Origin of the sequence: Zobellia laminariae, from assembly GCF_030553095.1 — a bacterium.
Taxonomy (GTDB): Bacteria; Bacteroidota; Bacteroidia; order Flavobacteriales; family Flavobacteriaceae; genus Zobellia; species Zobellia laminariae.
In genome coordinates this window covers 1,552,462-1,567,982 of sequence record NZ_CP130738.1, presented here as the reverse complement: position 1 = coordinate 1,567,982, position 15,521 = coordinate 1,552,462, and the positions used below count along the sequence as shown (strand labels likewise).

Below are 15,521 nucleotides of genomic sequence, written 5' to 3'. Positions count from 1 at the left end.
TACCTGATACATAATTCATCATAAATTGGTCTAAATCCTACGCAGAAGCTTCAATATTCTTTTTTGAAGTCTTACGTTCCAAGTACTGTAGACACTCAGCAAAGGTGTCAAAAATATGCTCTGTAGGAATTAAATCAGGAATAAGGTCTACTCGTTCCATCATATATCTTGGCTGTTTAAGCACATCTACAAACAATACTTCAATATCAGAATTGTGTAAATCTATTAATACGTCTTCCAATGTATAAAGACCGGATTGATCCATATACTGCATACGGTCCATTCGAATGATAACCGTAGATGCCGTTCTTGGTATTTGGTCCGCCAATATTTGAAATTCGCTGGTAGAACCAAAAAACAAAGGTCCTTTAAGGTGTTTAATAAAGACTTGATCTCTTAGGTTTTTAGGGAACCCAACTTCATCTGCCCAACCTTCTTCTTTTTCTAAAGACTTTACATCAGACCTTTCTGCTGTAAGGTCACCCATTTTTTTCATGAACATTAAAGAAGCGATAACTAAACCAACACCTACAGCATATACCAAGTTCCAAACAGAGGAAAGTACTAACACAACTAGCATTATAACTACTTCTGAACTGAATTTTATTGGACCTATGCTCAGGTCTTTAGGTAAACTAGGTATGGCTTTCAACCCTTTGTAATCCATTACACCAATACCTACGGTAACTAAAATACCGGCAAGTACAGCTGCTGGTATTTGAGAAGCAACAGGTCCTAAAGCCAAAAGAACAACCAGAAGTAAAACCCCTGCTACCATACCGGATAACTTAGTTTTACCACCTGCATTAATATTAACAACGGTACGGATTGTAGCACCAGCTCCTGGTATACCTCCAAAAATAGCGGCAATACTGTTTCCAATTCCTTGCCCTACCAATTCTTTGTTAGGTTGATGCTTTGTTTTCGTCATGTTATCCGCAACCACAGAAGTCAAAAGTGAATCAATAGCACCTAATAATGCCAGCGTTAATGCTGTAAAAATATAAGGCGTTACCGAGCCAAGTTCAAAACTGGTGAATATACCCAGGTTAGGCATCGGGAAACCGCTTGGAATTTCTTCTATTGGTCTATAGTTTAATCCAAAACCATACGCTACCCCAGAGACTACAATTAAAGCAACTAATGCGCTTGGTATAGCGGTAGTTATTTTTTTGAAACCATAAATTATAGCAATGGTAGATAAGGCGAGAATAAATTCTAACCAGTTAATGTTCTGTAAAGCTCTAGGCATTACTTTAAGCGCACCCAATACGCCCGAAGCTTCAGATTTTGCCAAAGTTCTTGCTTCTTTAAGCATATCTGCTTCAGTAATTCCTTCTGCTCGTTTAATGGTTTCTTCAAAATTTTCTAAAACTAGAATACCTTCTCCCGCTTCTTCTTTCAGAATATTATCTAAAATAATTTCTTCGGCCATGGGTTTGTATAGGTTTACAAACTCTGCATCTTCTTTAGGGTAATATCCTATTGCAGGTAATATTTGTGTAACCAAAATAATAACACCGATTGCCGTCATAAAACCTGAAACCACAGGATAAGGGATATAACGGATGTATTTACCTATACCTAGAAGTCCAAGACCTATTTGCATAAGGCCGGCCAATAAGAACACTACTAAAATAGCAGGTAATGCTTTTTCTAAGCTACCATCGTTTAGAGCAATTATACCAGCTATGACAACCATACTTACCGCTGTCATTGGCGCAGTAGGACCAGAAATTTGTGTGTTAGTACCTCCAAAAAGAGCCGCAAAAAAACTGATAAATATGGCTCCGTATAGCCCCGCACTGGGTCCAAGGCCTGAGCTAACACCAAACGCTAATGCTAAGGGTAGGGCAACAATACCCGCCGTTATTCCTCCAAATAAGTCTCCTTTAAAGTTTGAGAAAAGATTTTTCATAGAGTTAAGTTTAATGCTGAGAGATTGTTTTAATTTTTGTGTTGAAATATAGATGCCAAATTGAACGTTTGGTTTCTACAAATCAATTCTGGATTAATCTAGGTGATAGATCTCCATTATGTTTTTTAAATAGCCTTCAAAATCTATTTTTAGGTCTATCAATTTTCCGGTATGAACATCAAATATCCATCCGTGTACTTTTAATCCGTGATCGCGATATGCTTTTTGAACCACTGCTGTTTTGATCAGGTTTACACATTGCTCCTTTACGTTAAGTTCTACTAGCCTATCGTATTTTTTTGTTTCGTCCTCAATAGCGTTCAGCTCTTCTTTATGAAGACGGTAGACATCACGAATATTACGTAGCCATGGGTTTAAAACACCCAAATCTTTAGATTGCATGGCGGCTTTGACACCTCCACATGCGTAATGGCCACAAACTATAATATGTTTTACTTTCAAATAATCTACCGCATACTTCAAAACAGAAAGTACGTTAAGATCTATACTGATAACCATGTTCGCAATGTTACGATGTACGAAAACCTCACCAAGGTTTTGCACCCATAACTTCTTCTGCGGTAACCCTGCTGTCTGAACAACCAATATAAAGCAATTCAGGATTTTGCCCTTCTGCTAACTGCTCAAAATAGTCTGAACTAGTTTCTAGCTTTTCAGCTATCCACTTTTCATTGTTGTCAAAAACAGTATCTAGATTCATGGTGTTATTTTTTACAAAATAAGACTAATTCTACGGCAATACTTGAAAAAAGGCCAATGCATTATTGGCCCATTCTATATAACTGAATATAAGCCTATTAGTAAAAAGTTACTTCACCATTAGAAATATCATACATGGCACCTACAATCTTGATCTCTCCGTTGTCTTCCATTTCTGCCAAAACTGGACTATTCTTACGGATATTGTCTATTGTCAAAAGCACGTTCTTTTCAGAAACTTTATCCACAAACTCAAGATTTTTGGAGTTCCTAAGGCTTTCGTCCGCTGGCTCTTTCACAGCATCAACCGCTGGCTCTATCTTATTTATCAAAGCTGTTAGGTTACCTAATCTGGCGTGGTCACAAGCTCCTTTTATAGCACCACAACTTGTATGGCCTAGAACTACAACTAATTTAGTAGCGGCAAGTTTGCATGCAAACTCCATACTACCTAAAATATCTTCGTTAGAAAAGTTACCTGCAATCCGTATACTAAAGATATCACCCAAACCTTGATCAAAAACTAACTCGGCCGAAACTCTAGAATCTATACAGCTTAAGATAGTTGCAAAAGGAAACTGTCCTTCACTAGTATCGTTTACTTGCTCTAAAAGGTTTCTGTTGGCTTTCAAATTGTTTTGAAAACGTTGATTACCTTCTTGTAAAAAATTTAATGCTTTTGCCGGAGTCATAGTTGCCTGCGTCTCCTTAGTATGTGCTTTCATATGTATTTGTTTTAATTATGCTATGTTTAATTTGCTTTGAAAATCGCGTTGCAAGTTTTGTTCTCCTGCAATCATAAGGTTAATGTCTAATTTTTTTACCATGTCGTAAATGTTTGACGGTGTAGAAGTACTTTGTTTTTCCTTCTTCTTTCGCTCTACAAATAATAAATCCACTTTACTCTTGGACAAGTAAATAGGCAGCTTCTTCATTGTATTGTCATTATAATCAAATACGTAATCCACAATTTTCTTACCTAAAAATTCATGAGGTTGAGGCTGTGTTGTAGGCCCGTTAACAATACTGAAAGACTTTAGAGGGCTATTCGTATGTGCAAAGAGGGCTTCTGGAAAAGAAGAACTCAATGACTCATCAGAACAGTTTAGTGCACCGATCCCTATTTTCATGTTAGGTTTTAGACCATTTTCTTCTGAAACAATCATTACGGACCCCTTAAAAATACTTAGAACAAAATTGATAATCCTATCATCTACAGTATTAAAAGGTTTTGTCTTTCTGCGGCCAAGAACTAAAATATCTGGAGTATTATCATCTAGATATCTGGCTATTTCAGTTTTTACATTACCAAAAGTGCTTGAATAACGAATGGGAACCCCATAATCTTCTGAGAACGGTGCCAGTATGTTCTTCATTCGTTTATCAGTTACAATATATTCGTGGTTTATGGTGCGAATAGCCGATAATTGATTGTCTTTTCCAATAATATCAGTAGGCTTTCTAACGTTGAAAACCTCAATTTCTGCATCAACCATTTTGGCTAGGCTAACCGAGCTTTTTAAAAGGTTGTGCATACCGTCTGCCAAATCTGAAAGTAAGGCTATTTTATATTTATTTTTTTCCATAGCGCTTAACTTAAACTTAGGTTAGATTTTGGTCTTGTTCTAAAAAACTCACTATAACTAGTGGGGTTTTCTATAACTCCACGCTTTGATACCAACCGGATATCTATGTTACGTTCTTTGGCTTTTATGGAGAAATCGTCTAAAATCTCAATAATATCAATGTCAAGATACCTAGTTTTAAGTAGATTTAGCTCTAAGTAGGTGTCTCTTGGAAGACTATCTAGTTCTTTAAGAATAGCACCTTTGTTAAAAAATGTTACTTCTTCTGCAAGAGTCATTTTTATTTTATGCTTTCCGTTACTCACATCTTCAATATGAAGAAAGTGAGAATTCTGGTAGCTTTTTAGTAGAATAACAACTATTCCAACAGCTAAGCCCAAACTAATTCCAATAAGTAAATCTGTAAATACAATCCCTAAAACGGTTACCATAAAAGGAACGAACTGTTTCCAACCCAGTTTATACATTGTTGCGAAAAGAGCAGGTTTTGCCAATTTGTATCCAACGATGAAAAGGATGGCTGCCAATACGGATAATGGAATCATATTCAACAAAGTTGGAATAAGAATTACAGAAATCAATAAAAGAAAACCATGTAAAATAGCAGATAGTTTAGACGTTCCACCAGATTGTATGTTGGCTGAGCTACGAACAATTACCTGCGTTATAGGTAGTCCTCCAATTAAACCGGACAGTATATTACCAGCACCTTGGGCAAGTAATTCTCGGTTTGTTGGTGTTACATTCTTATGTGGGTCTAGCTTATCCGTAGCTTCTACACATAAAAGTGTTTCCAAACTAGCTACCAAAGCTATTGTAAAAGCAGTAATCCAAACTTGAGGATTTGTTATAGCCCCAAAATTTGGGAAGCTAAATTGACCTAAGAATGAAGCGGCATCTTCAGGAACAGGTACACTTACCAAGTGTTCTGAAGAAATAGCCAATACTGCACTATCTTGAGTTACTATATAAAAAATAATACCAACGGCAACGGCAACTAAAGGCCCTTGTACTAATTGAAAAATTCTACCTTTTTTAGAAAGAACCTTGTCCCATAGTAATAGAATAGAAAAACCAATGATAGCCACCAATGTAGCACCGGGACTAATATTATTGACCGTATTTAAAATTTCTGAAAATGTATTTTCTCCATCTACTTGGAAAAAAGCCCAATCTCCTTCTGGGTCAGGGTCATAACCAAAAAAGTGTGGAATTTGTTTTAGAATGATGATGATACCAATCCCGGTTAACATTCCCTTTATCACGGAAGACGGAAAGTAATATCCAATAATACCCGCTTTTAGAAAACCAAATACCATTTGAATAACACCGCCTAATACTACGGCAACTAGAAAATTCTCAAAACCACCTAAGGTTCCAATAGCGGTAAGAACTATAGCGGCTAATCCTGCAGCAGGACCACTTACTCCAATTTTTGAACCACTAAGTGCTCCAACGAAAACACCACCAATTATACCGGCAATTAATCCTGAAAACAATGGCGCGCCACTGGCAAGCGCAATACCTAAACATAAAGGTAAAGCAACAAAGAATACTACGACACTTGCGGGAAGGTCGCTTTTAAGATTTTTGAACATATACAATAATAATTTAGCCCTCAATGGCAATTGAGGACAAGTTTTTAGCTAATCGAATAAAAGTCTGAAAAGGATTAACTGATATGTTCGGGTGGGGGGAGTAGGATTTCAAGTGTGAAATCAATATAGCCCATAACATGGTAATGGCCCATAACGGACTGTTCTGATAGAGCTATCAGGGAATAGTCAAAATAATTATTGTTTACGAATTTTTCTTCTAGAGAAGACTTTTTGCCTGCTTCTTGTTGTTCCTCTTCGTTGAGGTTCGTTATCATAACAGGATTATCAACATCTAGTAAAGTTATGATGCTCGGAGCTGCTATGGCTAGTAGCCATAGATAAAGCAAAAGAAAACGAGCAAAAATTTTCATAACAGTTAGTAACAAACGCAAATATAGCACCAACTATTTTATAACGCGTTAAGGAAATATTAAAAATCTTTTAATGTTTTTATGTCCTCAGATGGAATCCAGCCTGTAGTTCCGTCAGAAATACGGATTTTTTTCCAGTCGTTTAGTTCCTCAACAACTTGGACCTTAGTACCCTCGTGAAGTGCAAAAGTCTCAAGACCTTTTTTATTAGGTTCAGCTTTTACACTGGCTTCCTTGGCAAAGACTATGGCGGGTTGGTCTGCTTTAAATTTGTTATACTGAAGAAAAGCGAACACTACGGAAGTTATCATTATAAGTAGTGATATTACGCTAAAAATAAACGCAAGTCTTTTTCTAGAAGAATAGCGGAAGTAATAGAATGCAATGTACAATAACACAAAGATTATCATAAAAATAATAGATGTATATGCCCATTGGTCAAAAGACAAAGTACCAATAATACTATCGTAAATTTTAGAAAGGCCTGTAGTTGGCATTTCATCAATTGCATCAATAGTCATGTTCTTGGCGTATCCTAAGTTGTTCTTTATTTCGCTATCGTTAGGTTTAAGCAAAAGCGCTTTTTCGTAATAATAAATACTTGGCGCAATCTCGTTAAGCTTATAGTAAGCATTGCCCAGGTTGTAATAGAGCTCTGCGGAATGTTTTCCGTTGTCCAAAATTTCCATATAGCTGTCTACTGCCTTTTGGTACTCGCCTACGTTATATGCTTCCGTGGCCTTATCAAACAGAGCATTGTTCTGGGCGGTAACCGTGAAGGTTAAAAAAGAAATAAGTATGAAAAGTATGTTTTTCACTTTGTGATTTTCTAATTGAATTATTTATAACCTTTTTGCTACAGTTGCTTGTCCAAATATGTAATTACCTCACTTGCTTTATCGTAATCTTGTTGCATCTGTACCTCGGAAAAAGGACTGTAACGTGCCATTTCGCAATTCTTAAGTAGCGAAATAAAACCTTCATTGGTTGTGTTATCTACCTGTTTTTCTATTAAAAGAGATGTTATCTTGTCTTTACTGAATTCTGAGGTCTCTATTTTAAGTTTTGCCTTTAAATAATTATGCAATGCCTTTTCTAAGGCAACGTAAAATGCCTCTTTATTACCCAGTTCTTTTTTGGCTTTAGAGAGGTATCTTTTCGCAAGCTTGTTTGCTTTCCTGACCTTGTTGCCCACCACGTCACTAGCAATTGCTTCACGTTTTTTGCCTAATAAAATGGCAAAGGGAATCAATATTAATGGTAGTAATAACCATAAATAATAGCTTTTCGTTCCTAAGAAATAGCTAGAACCAATAGGTACTAAATTAGCATCTAGTTTTAGAAAATTGAATTGGTTTCCTACTGCAACGGCCTGCTTGTTATTAGTTCCACCATCTACTGCGTTACCAATGCTTGAGTCTGTTGGACCTTCTTTTACATTGATTACAATTTCATCTGAAGTAACCGTTTTATACGTTTTAGCGTTAGGGTCAAAATAAGTAAAGGATATACTAGGAATAGGATATTTGCCCTTAAAGGAAGGTACAACAGTATAACTGTTGCTTACTTTACCTTGTGATCCGGATAGGGTAGTACGCACTTTCTCATCAAATTCAGGTTCGTATACCTCTAGTGATGACGGTAAATTTAGTTCGGGCAGTTGAAAAAGTTTTAAATTTCCTTTACCACTTACTTCAACTTTTGCCTGTAATGATTCAGAAGCGTTCAAAGCCGTTTTACTACTAGTTACCGAAAAGTCGAAATTACCAACAGCTCCACTAAAATTAACGGGTTTCCCTTTTTCGGGTAATGGTTTTACGTTGATGGTTCGTTTTCCTGCCGAGACCGTTTTATTTGTTTGAGAGTAAATTCTACCACCAAAGAAATCGCGCTTGTTTGACGGTACATCTACGGTAACATCTAATGAAAGTGGTTCTATTTCTAATTTCCCTGATTTTTGAGGGTAGAGTACTACTCGCTTTAATATTACATACCTATAAGGCTTTCCTTTATAAGTTCCGTTTTCGGCAACTGGTCTGGAAACGGGAATATCTTGGCTCCAAAAATTATTGTACTTAGGGTTATCTAACGGTTGATAGTTGGAAACGCTAATAGAAGGACTTACATAAAGTTTGTAGACCACACTTAAACCTTCGTTTAGGTATGGGTCTGTTTTAGAAACCTCGGCAACAAGATGTAAGCTTTCGTCTGCCACATCGTCTGCGGTCATTTGATCGCTTGGTTTGTCTACCGCAGCAGTAATTCTACTTTTTTGGGAAATGATTTATAGGTTTTTCCATCAATTACAATAGAAGCCTGTTTAATGGAAACAGTGCCTCTAGTGGTAGGGGCTAAGGTGTATGAATAGGTTTTGGAATAACTTCGCACCCCATTGATCCATGAAGAACTTATAGATTGCGATGGTCCCATTAATACCCGGAAGCCCTGAAAATCTGGTGGGTTAAAATTATCACCATCTTTATTCATGGTGAAATCTACCCGTAACCTCTCATTCATACCCAGTTTTTCTTTGCTGAGTTTCATTTCAAAGGTTATGGCTGCATCATCTTGAGCGTTCACCGAAAAAACAAGGAACATTATATAAAATAATGCTATAAGATTTTTATGTATGCTGGTCTTTACCAATCTTTTTCGTTTTTAACCTTAACACCTTTTACTTTCTGGGCGTCTATTTTTTCTTGTACTTTTTTCTCTTCGTTCTGCATAGCTTCTAGAAGATTCTGTACCTGTTGTTTACTTAATTGATTTGGACGAGGCTGTTGCTGCTGTTCTTGAGGCTTATCGCCTTCTTCGGGCTGTTTTTTCTGCTCTTCCTTTTCATCGCCTTCACCCTCTTTATTCTCGTCTTTTTGCTCTTCGTTCTTATCGCCCTCGTCTCCCTTGTCTCCTTCGTCTTTTTTATCTTGGTCTTGGTTCTCTTCTTTGTTATCGCCGTCTTTTTTGTCCTCGTTTTCGTCTTTGTTATCCTCGTTTTTATCTTCTTGATCCTTGTTATCTTGGTTTTGATCGTTCTGCTCTTGTTCTTTTTCGAGCATTTTTTTGGCCAAAGCTAGATTGTAACGGGTTTCCTCATCCTTTGGGTCATTGCGGAGGGCTTCTTTGTAGGCTTCTACTGCTTTTTGATAGTCTTTTCTTTTCATGAACACGTTGCCCATGTTATGATAGGCACGGTGCTTATCAGCTTTATCAGTTGCCAATTCACCGGCTTGCTTGTAGCGCCCAAAAGCTTCACTATAGGTTTCTTTGGCGTAATATGCATTAGCCAGATTATAGGGTGCCGCAGAATTTTCATCACTCTTGGCTATTGCCTTTCTATAATCTACCTCGGCATCTATAAAATTATCTTCGGAAAGTTCTTTGTTAGCTTCCCAAGTTAGATTTTTTGATTCGTTAAGTGCTTGTTCGCGTTCTTTTTCCTCTTCTTGAGCAAAAGAAACAAAACCGATAAAAAACAATATGAAAATAATATTTCTCATTTATTCTATTTCTTTTTCGTTGAATAAATTCAGCTTTTTAAGCCATTTTGTTCGCTTATCAAGAACAAAGATATCTAAAAGTAAAAACAACAAGCCAATACCTAGAAACCATTGAAATTGGTCTTTAAATTCGGCAAATTGCTTTGCTTCAAACTCTTTTTTGTCCATTTGTTGAAGCAATTCTTTAATACGTTCTACAGCAGCTTCTGTATTAGATCCGTCTATATATTCACCATTGCCATCATCTGCAATGTCTATAAGTACATCTTCGTTCAGTTTGGTAATAACTACCTCACCTTGAGAATCCTTCTTAAGACTTTCTACAACACCATTTCTTTTAATTGGAATAGGAGCGCCTTTTGGTTTACCAACCCCAATAGTAAAAATCTGAATACCTTCTTCTAAGGCTTTCTCCACCGCATCCTTGGTGTCACCTTCAGAGTGATCTTCTCCATCTGAAATGATAAAAAGCACGCGATTGGTTTGCTCTTCGTCATTGTAATAAGTGGTTGCCAAATTAATTGCCTCGTTGATAGCTGTTCCTTGTGAGGTGAGCATATCTGTATTCATGCTTTGTAAGAACATTTTGGCAGCACCATAATCTGTGGTAATGGGCAATTGCGGAAATGCTTGTCCTGCATAAGCTATAATACCAATACGGTCACTTGCCAATTGGTTTATGATTTCCGAAACTAGACGTTTTGCCTTCTCCAAACGGTTGGGCGCAATATCTTCTGCCAGCATACTCTTAGAAACATCTACCGCAAAAACAACATCTACACCTTCGCGCTTTACAGTCTCTAGTTTTGTTCCAATTTTAGGGTTTACCAATCCTAGGATAAGAAAAGTGATTCCCAACAAAAAGAACAAGAGTTTTAGGCTAGATTTAAAATTAGATTTGTCCGGTGACAGCCTCTTTAAAAGAGGGGTCTCGGCAAATTTCTTCTGTGTCCGCTTTTTCCATATTTGTAAAAGTGCGAACAAGACGATGATGACCGGTATTATGGCCAGTAAATAGAAATATATTTTTTCGTCTAATTGAATCATTCTGCTTTGTTCGTAGTTTGAAGCTAATACAAGTTTATTAAATACTGCGCTAAAAGTTTCTTAAATAAAACTTCTGAAAATGGTATTTCTCAGGAGCCATTCCAACAAAAGTAAGGCACCAGCCAAAAGCACCCATGACCTAAACTTTTCTTCGTATTTATAATATTTAAATTCCTCTATTTCTGTTTTCTCTAGCTTATTTATTTCGTCGTAAATAGCCTCTAACTTTTCATTATCAGTAGCTCTAAAAAACTTACCTCCCGTAGATTTTGCAATATCTTTTAAAAGGTCTTCGTCAATTTCAACTTGGCGCATACCGTATCTAAAAGACCCATCACTGTTATAAGCTACCGGAGAAAGGGCGTTACCATTGGTCCCTAGTCCTATAGTATATGTTTTAATACCATATTCAATAGCTAAGTCTGCTGCGGTTTGCGGTTCTATAAACCCGGAATTGTTAACACCGTCCGTTAACAGAATAATAATTTTACTAGATGCTTTGCTTTCCTTTAGGCGGTTTACAGAGGTAGCCAAGCCCATTCCTATAGCGGTACCATCGTTTAATTGCCCATAGGTGATATCGCGCAGTGCCCGTAGAACAATTGCCTTATCACTAGTTATAGGTGTTTTGGTATAAGCTTCACCTGCATAAGCCACCAAACCAATACGGTCATTGGGGCGTTCTTTAATGAATTCTGCAGCAACTTCTTTTAAGGCGGCTAAACGATTAGGTTTTAAATCCCTTGCCAACATACTAGAAGAAACATCAATGGCCATAACAATATCTATACCCTTGGTAGTTTTTGTTTTGGTTGAAATATCTTCGGTCTGTGGTCTTGCTATGGCAACTATAATAGCAGTAAGAGCTAATAGACGTAACAAAAACAACAATGGTTTTAATTTTGGAAGAAACCCCGTATTTGTTAAGCCTTTGATTGTAGGTATTTTTAAAGAAGCGACTTGTTCCTTGCGCTTATAGAAGTACCACAGCACAGCCAGAGGAAGCAATAATAGCAACCAAAAAAATTCCGGATTTGCGAATGATATATTATCCAACATCTATAATTCTGTTTTTACTTCTACTGAACCTAATATTCTATCTGCTATTTCTTGTGCGTAGGTGTCGCCTTCTAGCCAATTTATGATGATTTGCTGTTGAAGCCCTTTTGCACCGAATAGTAAAATACTGTATTTACCATCCACTAAATCTTTAGATCCTGGAACAGGAAAGTCGCCACTACCAAAAACTTTGATTCCTTTCACGCCTGTAACAGTAGTAAATTCTTCTTGTTTGGTTATAATATTCTTTGCCCCTTGTTTTTCTAAATTCTCAATGAAAGCTTCAATGGATTTGTTAAACTCGGGCTCTACTTCTTGTGTTAAGGTAGTTGAAGTGGTGCCTACACTGAAAAAACCTTTTTCGCTTCTGTACATAAACATCTGCAGGTCTTTAATGTTGGCTTTCATCTCTGGCGTAAGCTTTGTCTCTTGCCTTTTAAGAACGCGCGGGGTTTCTAAGCTTATTGGCGGATAACCATAAGAGCTAGACACCCAGTCTCCTTCTAAAAGTTGTTTTGAAGGATGGCGCATAATAGTGTCTTTTACGTACGTAAAGCCATAATATGAAGTGGCTACTGCAGCGGCGATTAAAAGTGCCCCAAGAAAGGCAACACTTGCATAAATAATCTTTTTCTTTTGTTGTTTTTTTTCGAGCTCTTCTTTGTATTCCTCTTGCTCCATTAATTCTTCTACGGTAGGTTCCGGAAGGGCTTCGTGGGTTTTGTGAACGATTTGCTCAATGGATTGACGATCATTTTCGGCGACTGAAGTATCTGGTTTTGATTTTGCAAATTTGACCAAATCCGCTGTTTGAAGAATACGTTTGAACTGTTGCAGGGTTTCATCATCTATTTTTAGCTCTCCGGCATCTCTTAACAATTCTAATTTGGTAATCAATTCATCCGTTGTACTTTCTAAGGCCGAAACATTTACGTCCTCTTCTAAATATGAGCGAACAATGTCTGTCAGTTCAGAATAATATTCTTTGTATTCGTCTTGAATAAGGTATTTAGATTTTTCAAGATTTTTAAGCTCTAACAAGGCACGGTCGTAAGGTGGCAAAAGAGCCACTTTCTCTTCTTCTGATAATGGTTTTTTTCTTAAGAAGAACCAATAGACCAGTCCGCCTATAACAAGGATGCCAAGAAGTATGAATAAATAATTTTCCACAGCCTGGAGTTACTTTTTTCTACCTCCATTAGCGGTTTAATGTCGTACATTTTTTGCGCCAGTGTCTACCGCAATGTTCGCAACATTAATTACTCGGGTGGAATCGGTTAAAAACCCTTCTCCATTTATCTCTATACGCTGCGCTGGTAATTTGTACGAACCGGAATCAAATTGGGTAAGGGCGTAGATTTTCTGAAGGGTCATACGGTCGTTCTTGCGAGTCGTATCCGTAGCGAAAACTTCTACCGTTTCTAATGGTGAAAAAGTTTGCCCCTCAGGAAAAATAACCTGTGCGGTAGTATCTGCCTCAACGGTTACCGTAAATTGTATCTGCTCTCCTATTTTTATAGAGGTAGTATCAACCTTGGTAATTACTTTGGGCGTGGTTTGTGAAAAACCGGAAAACCCTATAAATAAAACGCAAAGTAAAACACATCGCTTTAAAAGCGATGTTTCGTTGTTATTATAGTAGTTTGTAAAGTATATATTTAGCATTAACCTCGTCGCTTAAAATAGCCCAATAATTTTTTAACATAACTCTCATCTACCCTGCAGCTTAGTGTGCCACAGCCAGATTTGGTAAACGTTTCTTTAAAATAATCTACACGTTGTTGGTAGTATTTACTGTATGCCATTCGTACACTTTTTGACTGTGTATTTACTAGGCTTACTTTGCCGGTTTCCGCATCCTGCATCTGAACCATTCCTAGATTAGGAATGCTCTCTTCGCGTTCATCGTATATTCTAATTCCCGTAACATCATGCTTGTTGCCTGAAATCTTCAAAGTTTTCTCGTAGTCTTCGTCAATAAAATCGGATAGCACAAAAACTATTGCTTTCTTCTTCATTACGCTACTTAGAAACTTTAAGGCTTCACCAAGATTGGTTTTGTTACTTTTTGGTTTGTATTCCAGTAACTCTCGGATAATACGTAGAACATGACTTTTTCCTTTTTTAGGGGGAATGTAAAGCTCAATCTGATCAGAGAAAAGAATTAGGCCCGCTTTATCATTATTCTGTAAAGCAGAAAAGGCCAAAGTGGCCGATACTTCTGTAATTATATCTTTTTTAAACTGATTGGTGGTCCCAAAATGTTCTGAGCCACTCACGTCTACCATGAGCATCATGGTAAGCTCACGTTCTTCTTCAAAAACCTTTATATAGGGTTCATTGTAGCGTGCAGTAACGTTCCAATCTATAGTACGGACATCATCACCAAATTGATATTGGCGTACCTCACTAAAGGTCATACCACGACCTTTAAAAGTGGAGTGGTATTCTCCGCCAAATATATGATCGGATAGACGGCGCGTCTTAATCTCGATCTTCCGTACTTTTTTAAGTAGTTCTTTAGTATCCATTTCTCAGCAAACAGTTTTTGGCAAGCAGTTTTCAATGGTAGTAAAGAAAAGTCTATTACTACCTAAAGCATCTGCCAACCGCTTACCTTTTAAGGTACCTCGATCTCGTTAACAATCTTATTAATGATTTCTTCGGAAGTAATATTTTCAGCTTCAGCCTCATATGTAATACCTATTCTATGGCGTAATACATCATGAACTATAGCTCTTACATCTTCAGGAACAACGTAACCTCGTCTCTTAATGAAGGCATAACATTTTGCTGCGATGCCTAGGTTAATACTACCCCTTGGCGAAGCACCAAAGCTAATTAGTGGCTTTAACTCTTCAAGGTTATATTTCTCAGGGTAACGAGTGGCAAAAACGATGTCAAGAATGTATTTCTCTATCTTTTCGTCCATATATACCTCACGAACAGCCTTCTGTGCACTTAATATTTGCTCTATACTTACTACCGCATTCACAGTTTCGTAAGATCCTGCTAGATTTTGGCGCATTATTAATTGCTCTTCGTTCAATTTAGGATAGTCAATAACGGTCTTTAGCATAAAACGGTCAACCTGCGCTTCTGGTAACGGGTACGTTCCTTCTTGCTCAACTGGGTTTTGCGTTGCCATTACCAAAAACGGCTTATCTAGAACAAAAGTTTCATCACCAATGGTTACTTGCTTTTCCTGCATGGCCTCCAAAAGAGCTGATTGCACTTTGGCCGGAGCACGGTTAATCTCATCTGCAAGCACGAAATTGGCGAAAATTGGACCTTTCTTTATAGAAAAGTCATTCTCTTTCATGTTGTAGATTAAAGTACCGGTAACATCCGCAGGTAAAAGGTCAGGAGTAAACTGAATTCTACTAAAGCTTCCTTTTACGGCTTTAGACAGTGTGTTAATGGCCAATGTTTTTGCTAGACCAGGACACCTTCTAATAAAATATGACCTTGGCCAAGTAAACCAATGAGTAATCTTTCAACCATATGTCTCTGGCCAACGATTACTTTGTTCATTTCCAATATCAATAGGTCGATAAAAGCACTTTCTCGTGCAATTTTCTCGTTAACCGCATTAATATCTACCGTAGTATTTTCTTCCATATATCGTTACAAATTTTGGTTTGGGCCCACTGTTTTTTAACAGACATGCAAATTGAAAATTTATTAGCTGCTTCGCTGTTAACGATTGGTTAAAAAAAATAGAG

General features: G+C 37.3%; 10 protein-coding genes and 4 pseudogenes. All 14 read right to left on the bottom strand.

The genetic code is table 11. The features are described 5' to 3' along the window. Nucleotides 1–37 precede the first annotated feature (37 nt). Nucleotides 38–1,918: a SulP family inorganic anion transporter gene (locus tag Q5W13_RS07425; RefSeq protein ID WP_304445876.1), complete on the bottom strand. Its 1,881-nt coding sequence runs from the start codon at nucleotides 1,916–1,918 to the stop codon at nucleotides 38–40. Nucleotides 1,919–2,011: 93 nt separating this feature from the next. Beyond that, nucleotides 2,012–2,639: pseudogene (locus Q5W13_RS07420) on the bottom strand (carbonic anhydrase). 97 nt (nucleotides 2,640–2,736) lie between these two features. Then, nucleotides 2,737–3,363, bottom strand: coding sequence for a carbonic anhydrase family protein (locus Q5W13_RS07415; RefSeq protein ID WP_155595481.1), 627 nt, complete (start codon nucleotides 3,361–3,363; stop codon nucleotides 2,737–2,739). 15 nt (nucleotides 3,364–3,378) lie between these two features. After that, a complete protein-coding gene (locus Q5W13_RS07410) occupies nucleotides 3,379–4,224 on the bottom strand; it encodes a universal stress protein (RefSeq protein WP_304445875.1) in 846 nt (281 codons plus the stop codon). 5 nt (nucleotides 4,225–4,229) lie between these two features. Beyond that, on the bottom strand, nucleotides 4,230–5,822 hold the full coding sequence (locus tag Q5W13_RS07405) for a SulP family inorganic anion transporter (protein WP_155595483.1): 1,593 nt from the start codon (nucleotides 5,820–5,822) through the stop codon (nucleotides 4,230–4,232). Nucleotides 5,823–5,896: 74 nt separating this feature from the next. Then, nucleotides 5,897–6,214, bottom strand: coding sequence for a hypothetical protein (locus Q5W13_RS07400; protein ID WP_155595484.1), 318 nt, complete (start codon nucleotides 6,212–6,214; stop codon nucleotides 5,897–5,899). A gap of 38 nt (nucleotides 6,215–6,252) precedes the next feature. Then, complete coding sequence (locus tag Q5W13_RS07395; RefSeq protein ID WP_304445874.1) at nucleotides 6,253–7,011, bottom strand: tetratricopeptide repeat protein; 759 nt, start codon at nucleotides 7,009–7,011, stop codon at nucleotides 6,253–6,255. 38 nt (nucleotides 7,012–7,049) lie between these two features. Next, nucleotides 7,050–8,791: pseudogene (locus tag Q5W13_RS07390) on the bottom strand (BatD family protein). A 41-nt stretch (nucleotides 8,792–8,832) separates the two neighbouring features. Next, nucleotides 8,833–9,690, bottom strand: coding sequence for a tetratricopeptide repeat protein (locus Q5W13_RS07385; RefSeq protein WP_304445873.1), 858 nt, complete (start codon nucleotides 9,688–9,690; stop codon nucleotides 8,833–8,835). Further along, a complete protein-coding gene (locus tag Q5W13_RS07380) occupies nucleotides 9,691–10,737 on the bottom strand; it encodes a VWA domain-containing protein (RefSeq protein ID WP_304445872.1) in 1,047 nt (348 codons plus the stop codon). A gap of 60 nt (nucleotides 10,738–10,797) precedes the next feature. Further along, nucleotides 10,798–11,796, bottom strand: a complete 999-nt coding sequence (locus Q5W13_RS07375; RefSeq protein ID WP_155595487.1) for a vWA domain-containing protein — start codon at nucleotides 11,794–11,796, stop codon at nucleotides 10,798–10,800. Then, nucleotides 11,797–13,461 (bottom strand): annotated as a pseudogene (locus Q5W13_RS07370) (hypothetical protein). It abuts the gene before it with no gap. Next, complete coding sequence (locus Q5W13_RS07365) at nucleotides 13,461–14,327, bottom strand: DUF58 domain-containing protein (protein ID WP_214610376.1); 867 nt, start codon at nucleotides 14,325–14,327, stop codon at nucleotides 13,461–13,463. Before Q5W13_RS07365 ends, Q5W13_RS07370 begins: the two are co-directional and overlap by 1 nt. 89 nt (nucleotides 14,328–14,416) lie before the next feature. Further along, a pseudogene (locus tag Q5W13_RS07360) lies at nucleotides 14,417–15,417 on the bottom strand (AAA family ATPase). Nucleotides 15,418–15,521 lie beyond the last annotated feature (104 nt).

What these genes read in the sequence shown, in the direction of transcription:
- Q5W13_RS07385 (WP_304445873.1), bottom strand. Translation starts at nt 9,690, where the DNA reads ATGAGAAATATTATTTTCATATTGTTTTTTATCGGTTTTGTTTCTTTT.
- Q5W13_RS07410 (WP_304445875.1), bottom strand. Translation starts at nt 4,224, where the DNA reads ATGGAAAAAAATAAATATAAAATAGCCTTACTTTCAGATTTGGCAGAC.
- Q5W13_RS07375 (WP_155595487.1), bottom strand. Translation starts at nt 11,796, where the DNA reads ATGTTGGATAATATATCATTCGCAAATCCGGAATTTTTTTGGTTGCTA.
- Q5W13_RS07405 (WP_155595483.1), bottom strand. Translation starts at nt 5,822, where the DNA reads ATGTTCAAAAATCTTAAAAGCGACCTTCCCGCAAGTGTCGTAGTATTC.
- Q5W13_RS07415 (WP_155595481.1), bottom strand. Translation starts at nt 3,363, where the DNA reads ATGAAAGCACATACTAAGGAGACGCAGGCAACTATGACTCCGGCAAAA.
- Q5W13_RS07365 (WP_214610376.1), bottom strand. Translation starts at nt 14,327, where the DNA reads ATGGATACTAAAGAACTACTTAAAAAAGTACGGAAGATCGAGATTAAG.
- Q5W13_RS07425 (WP_304445876.1), bottom strand. Translation starts at nt 1,918, where the DNA reads ATGAAAAATCTTTTCTCAAACTTTAAAGGAGACTTATTTGGAGGAATA.
- Q5W13_RS07380 (WP_304445872.1), bottom strand. Translation starts at nt 10,737, where the DNA reads ATGATTCAATTAGACGAAAAAATATATTTCTATTTACTGGCCATAATA.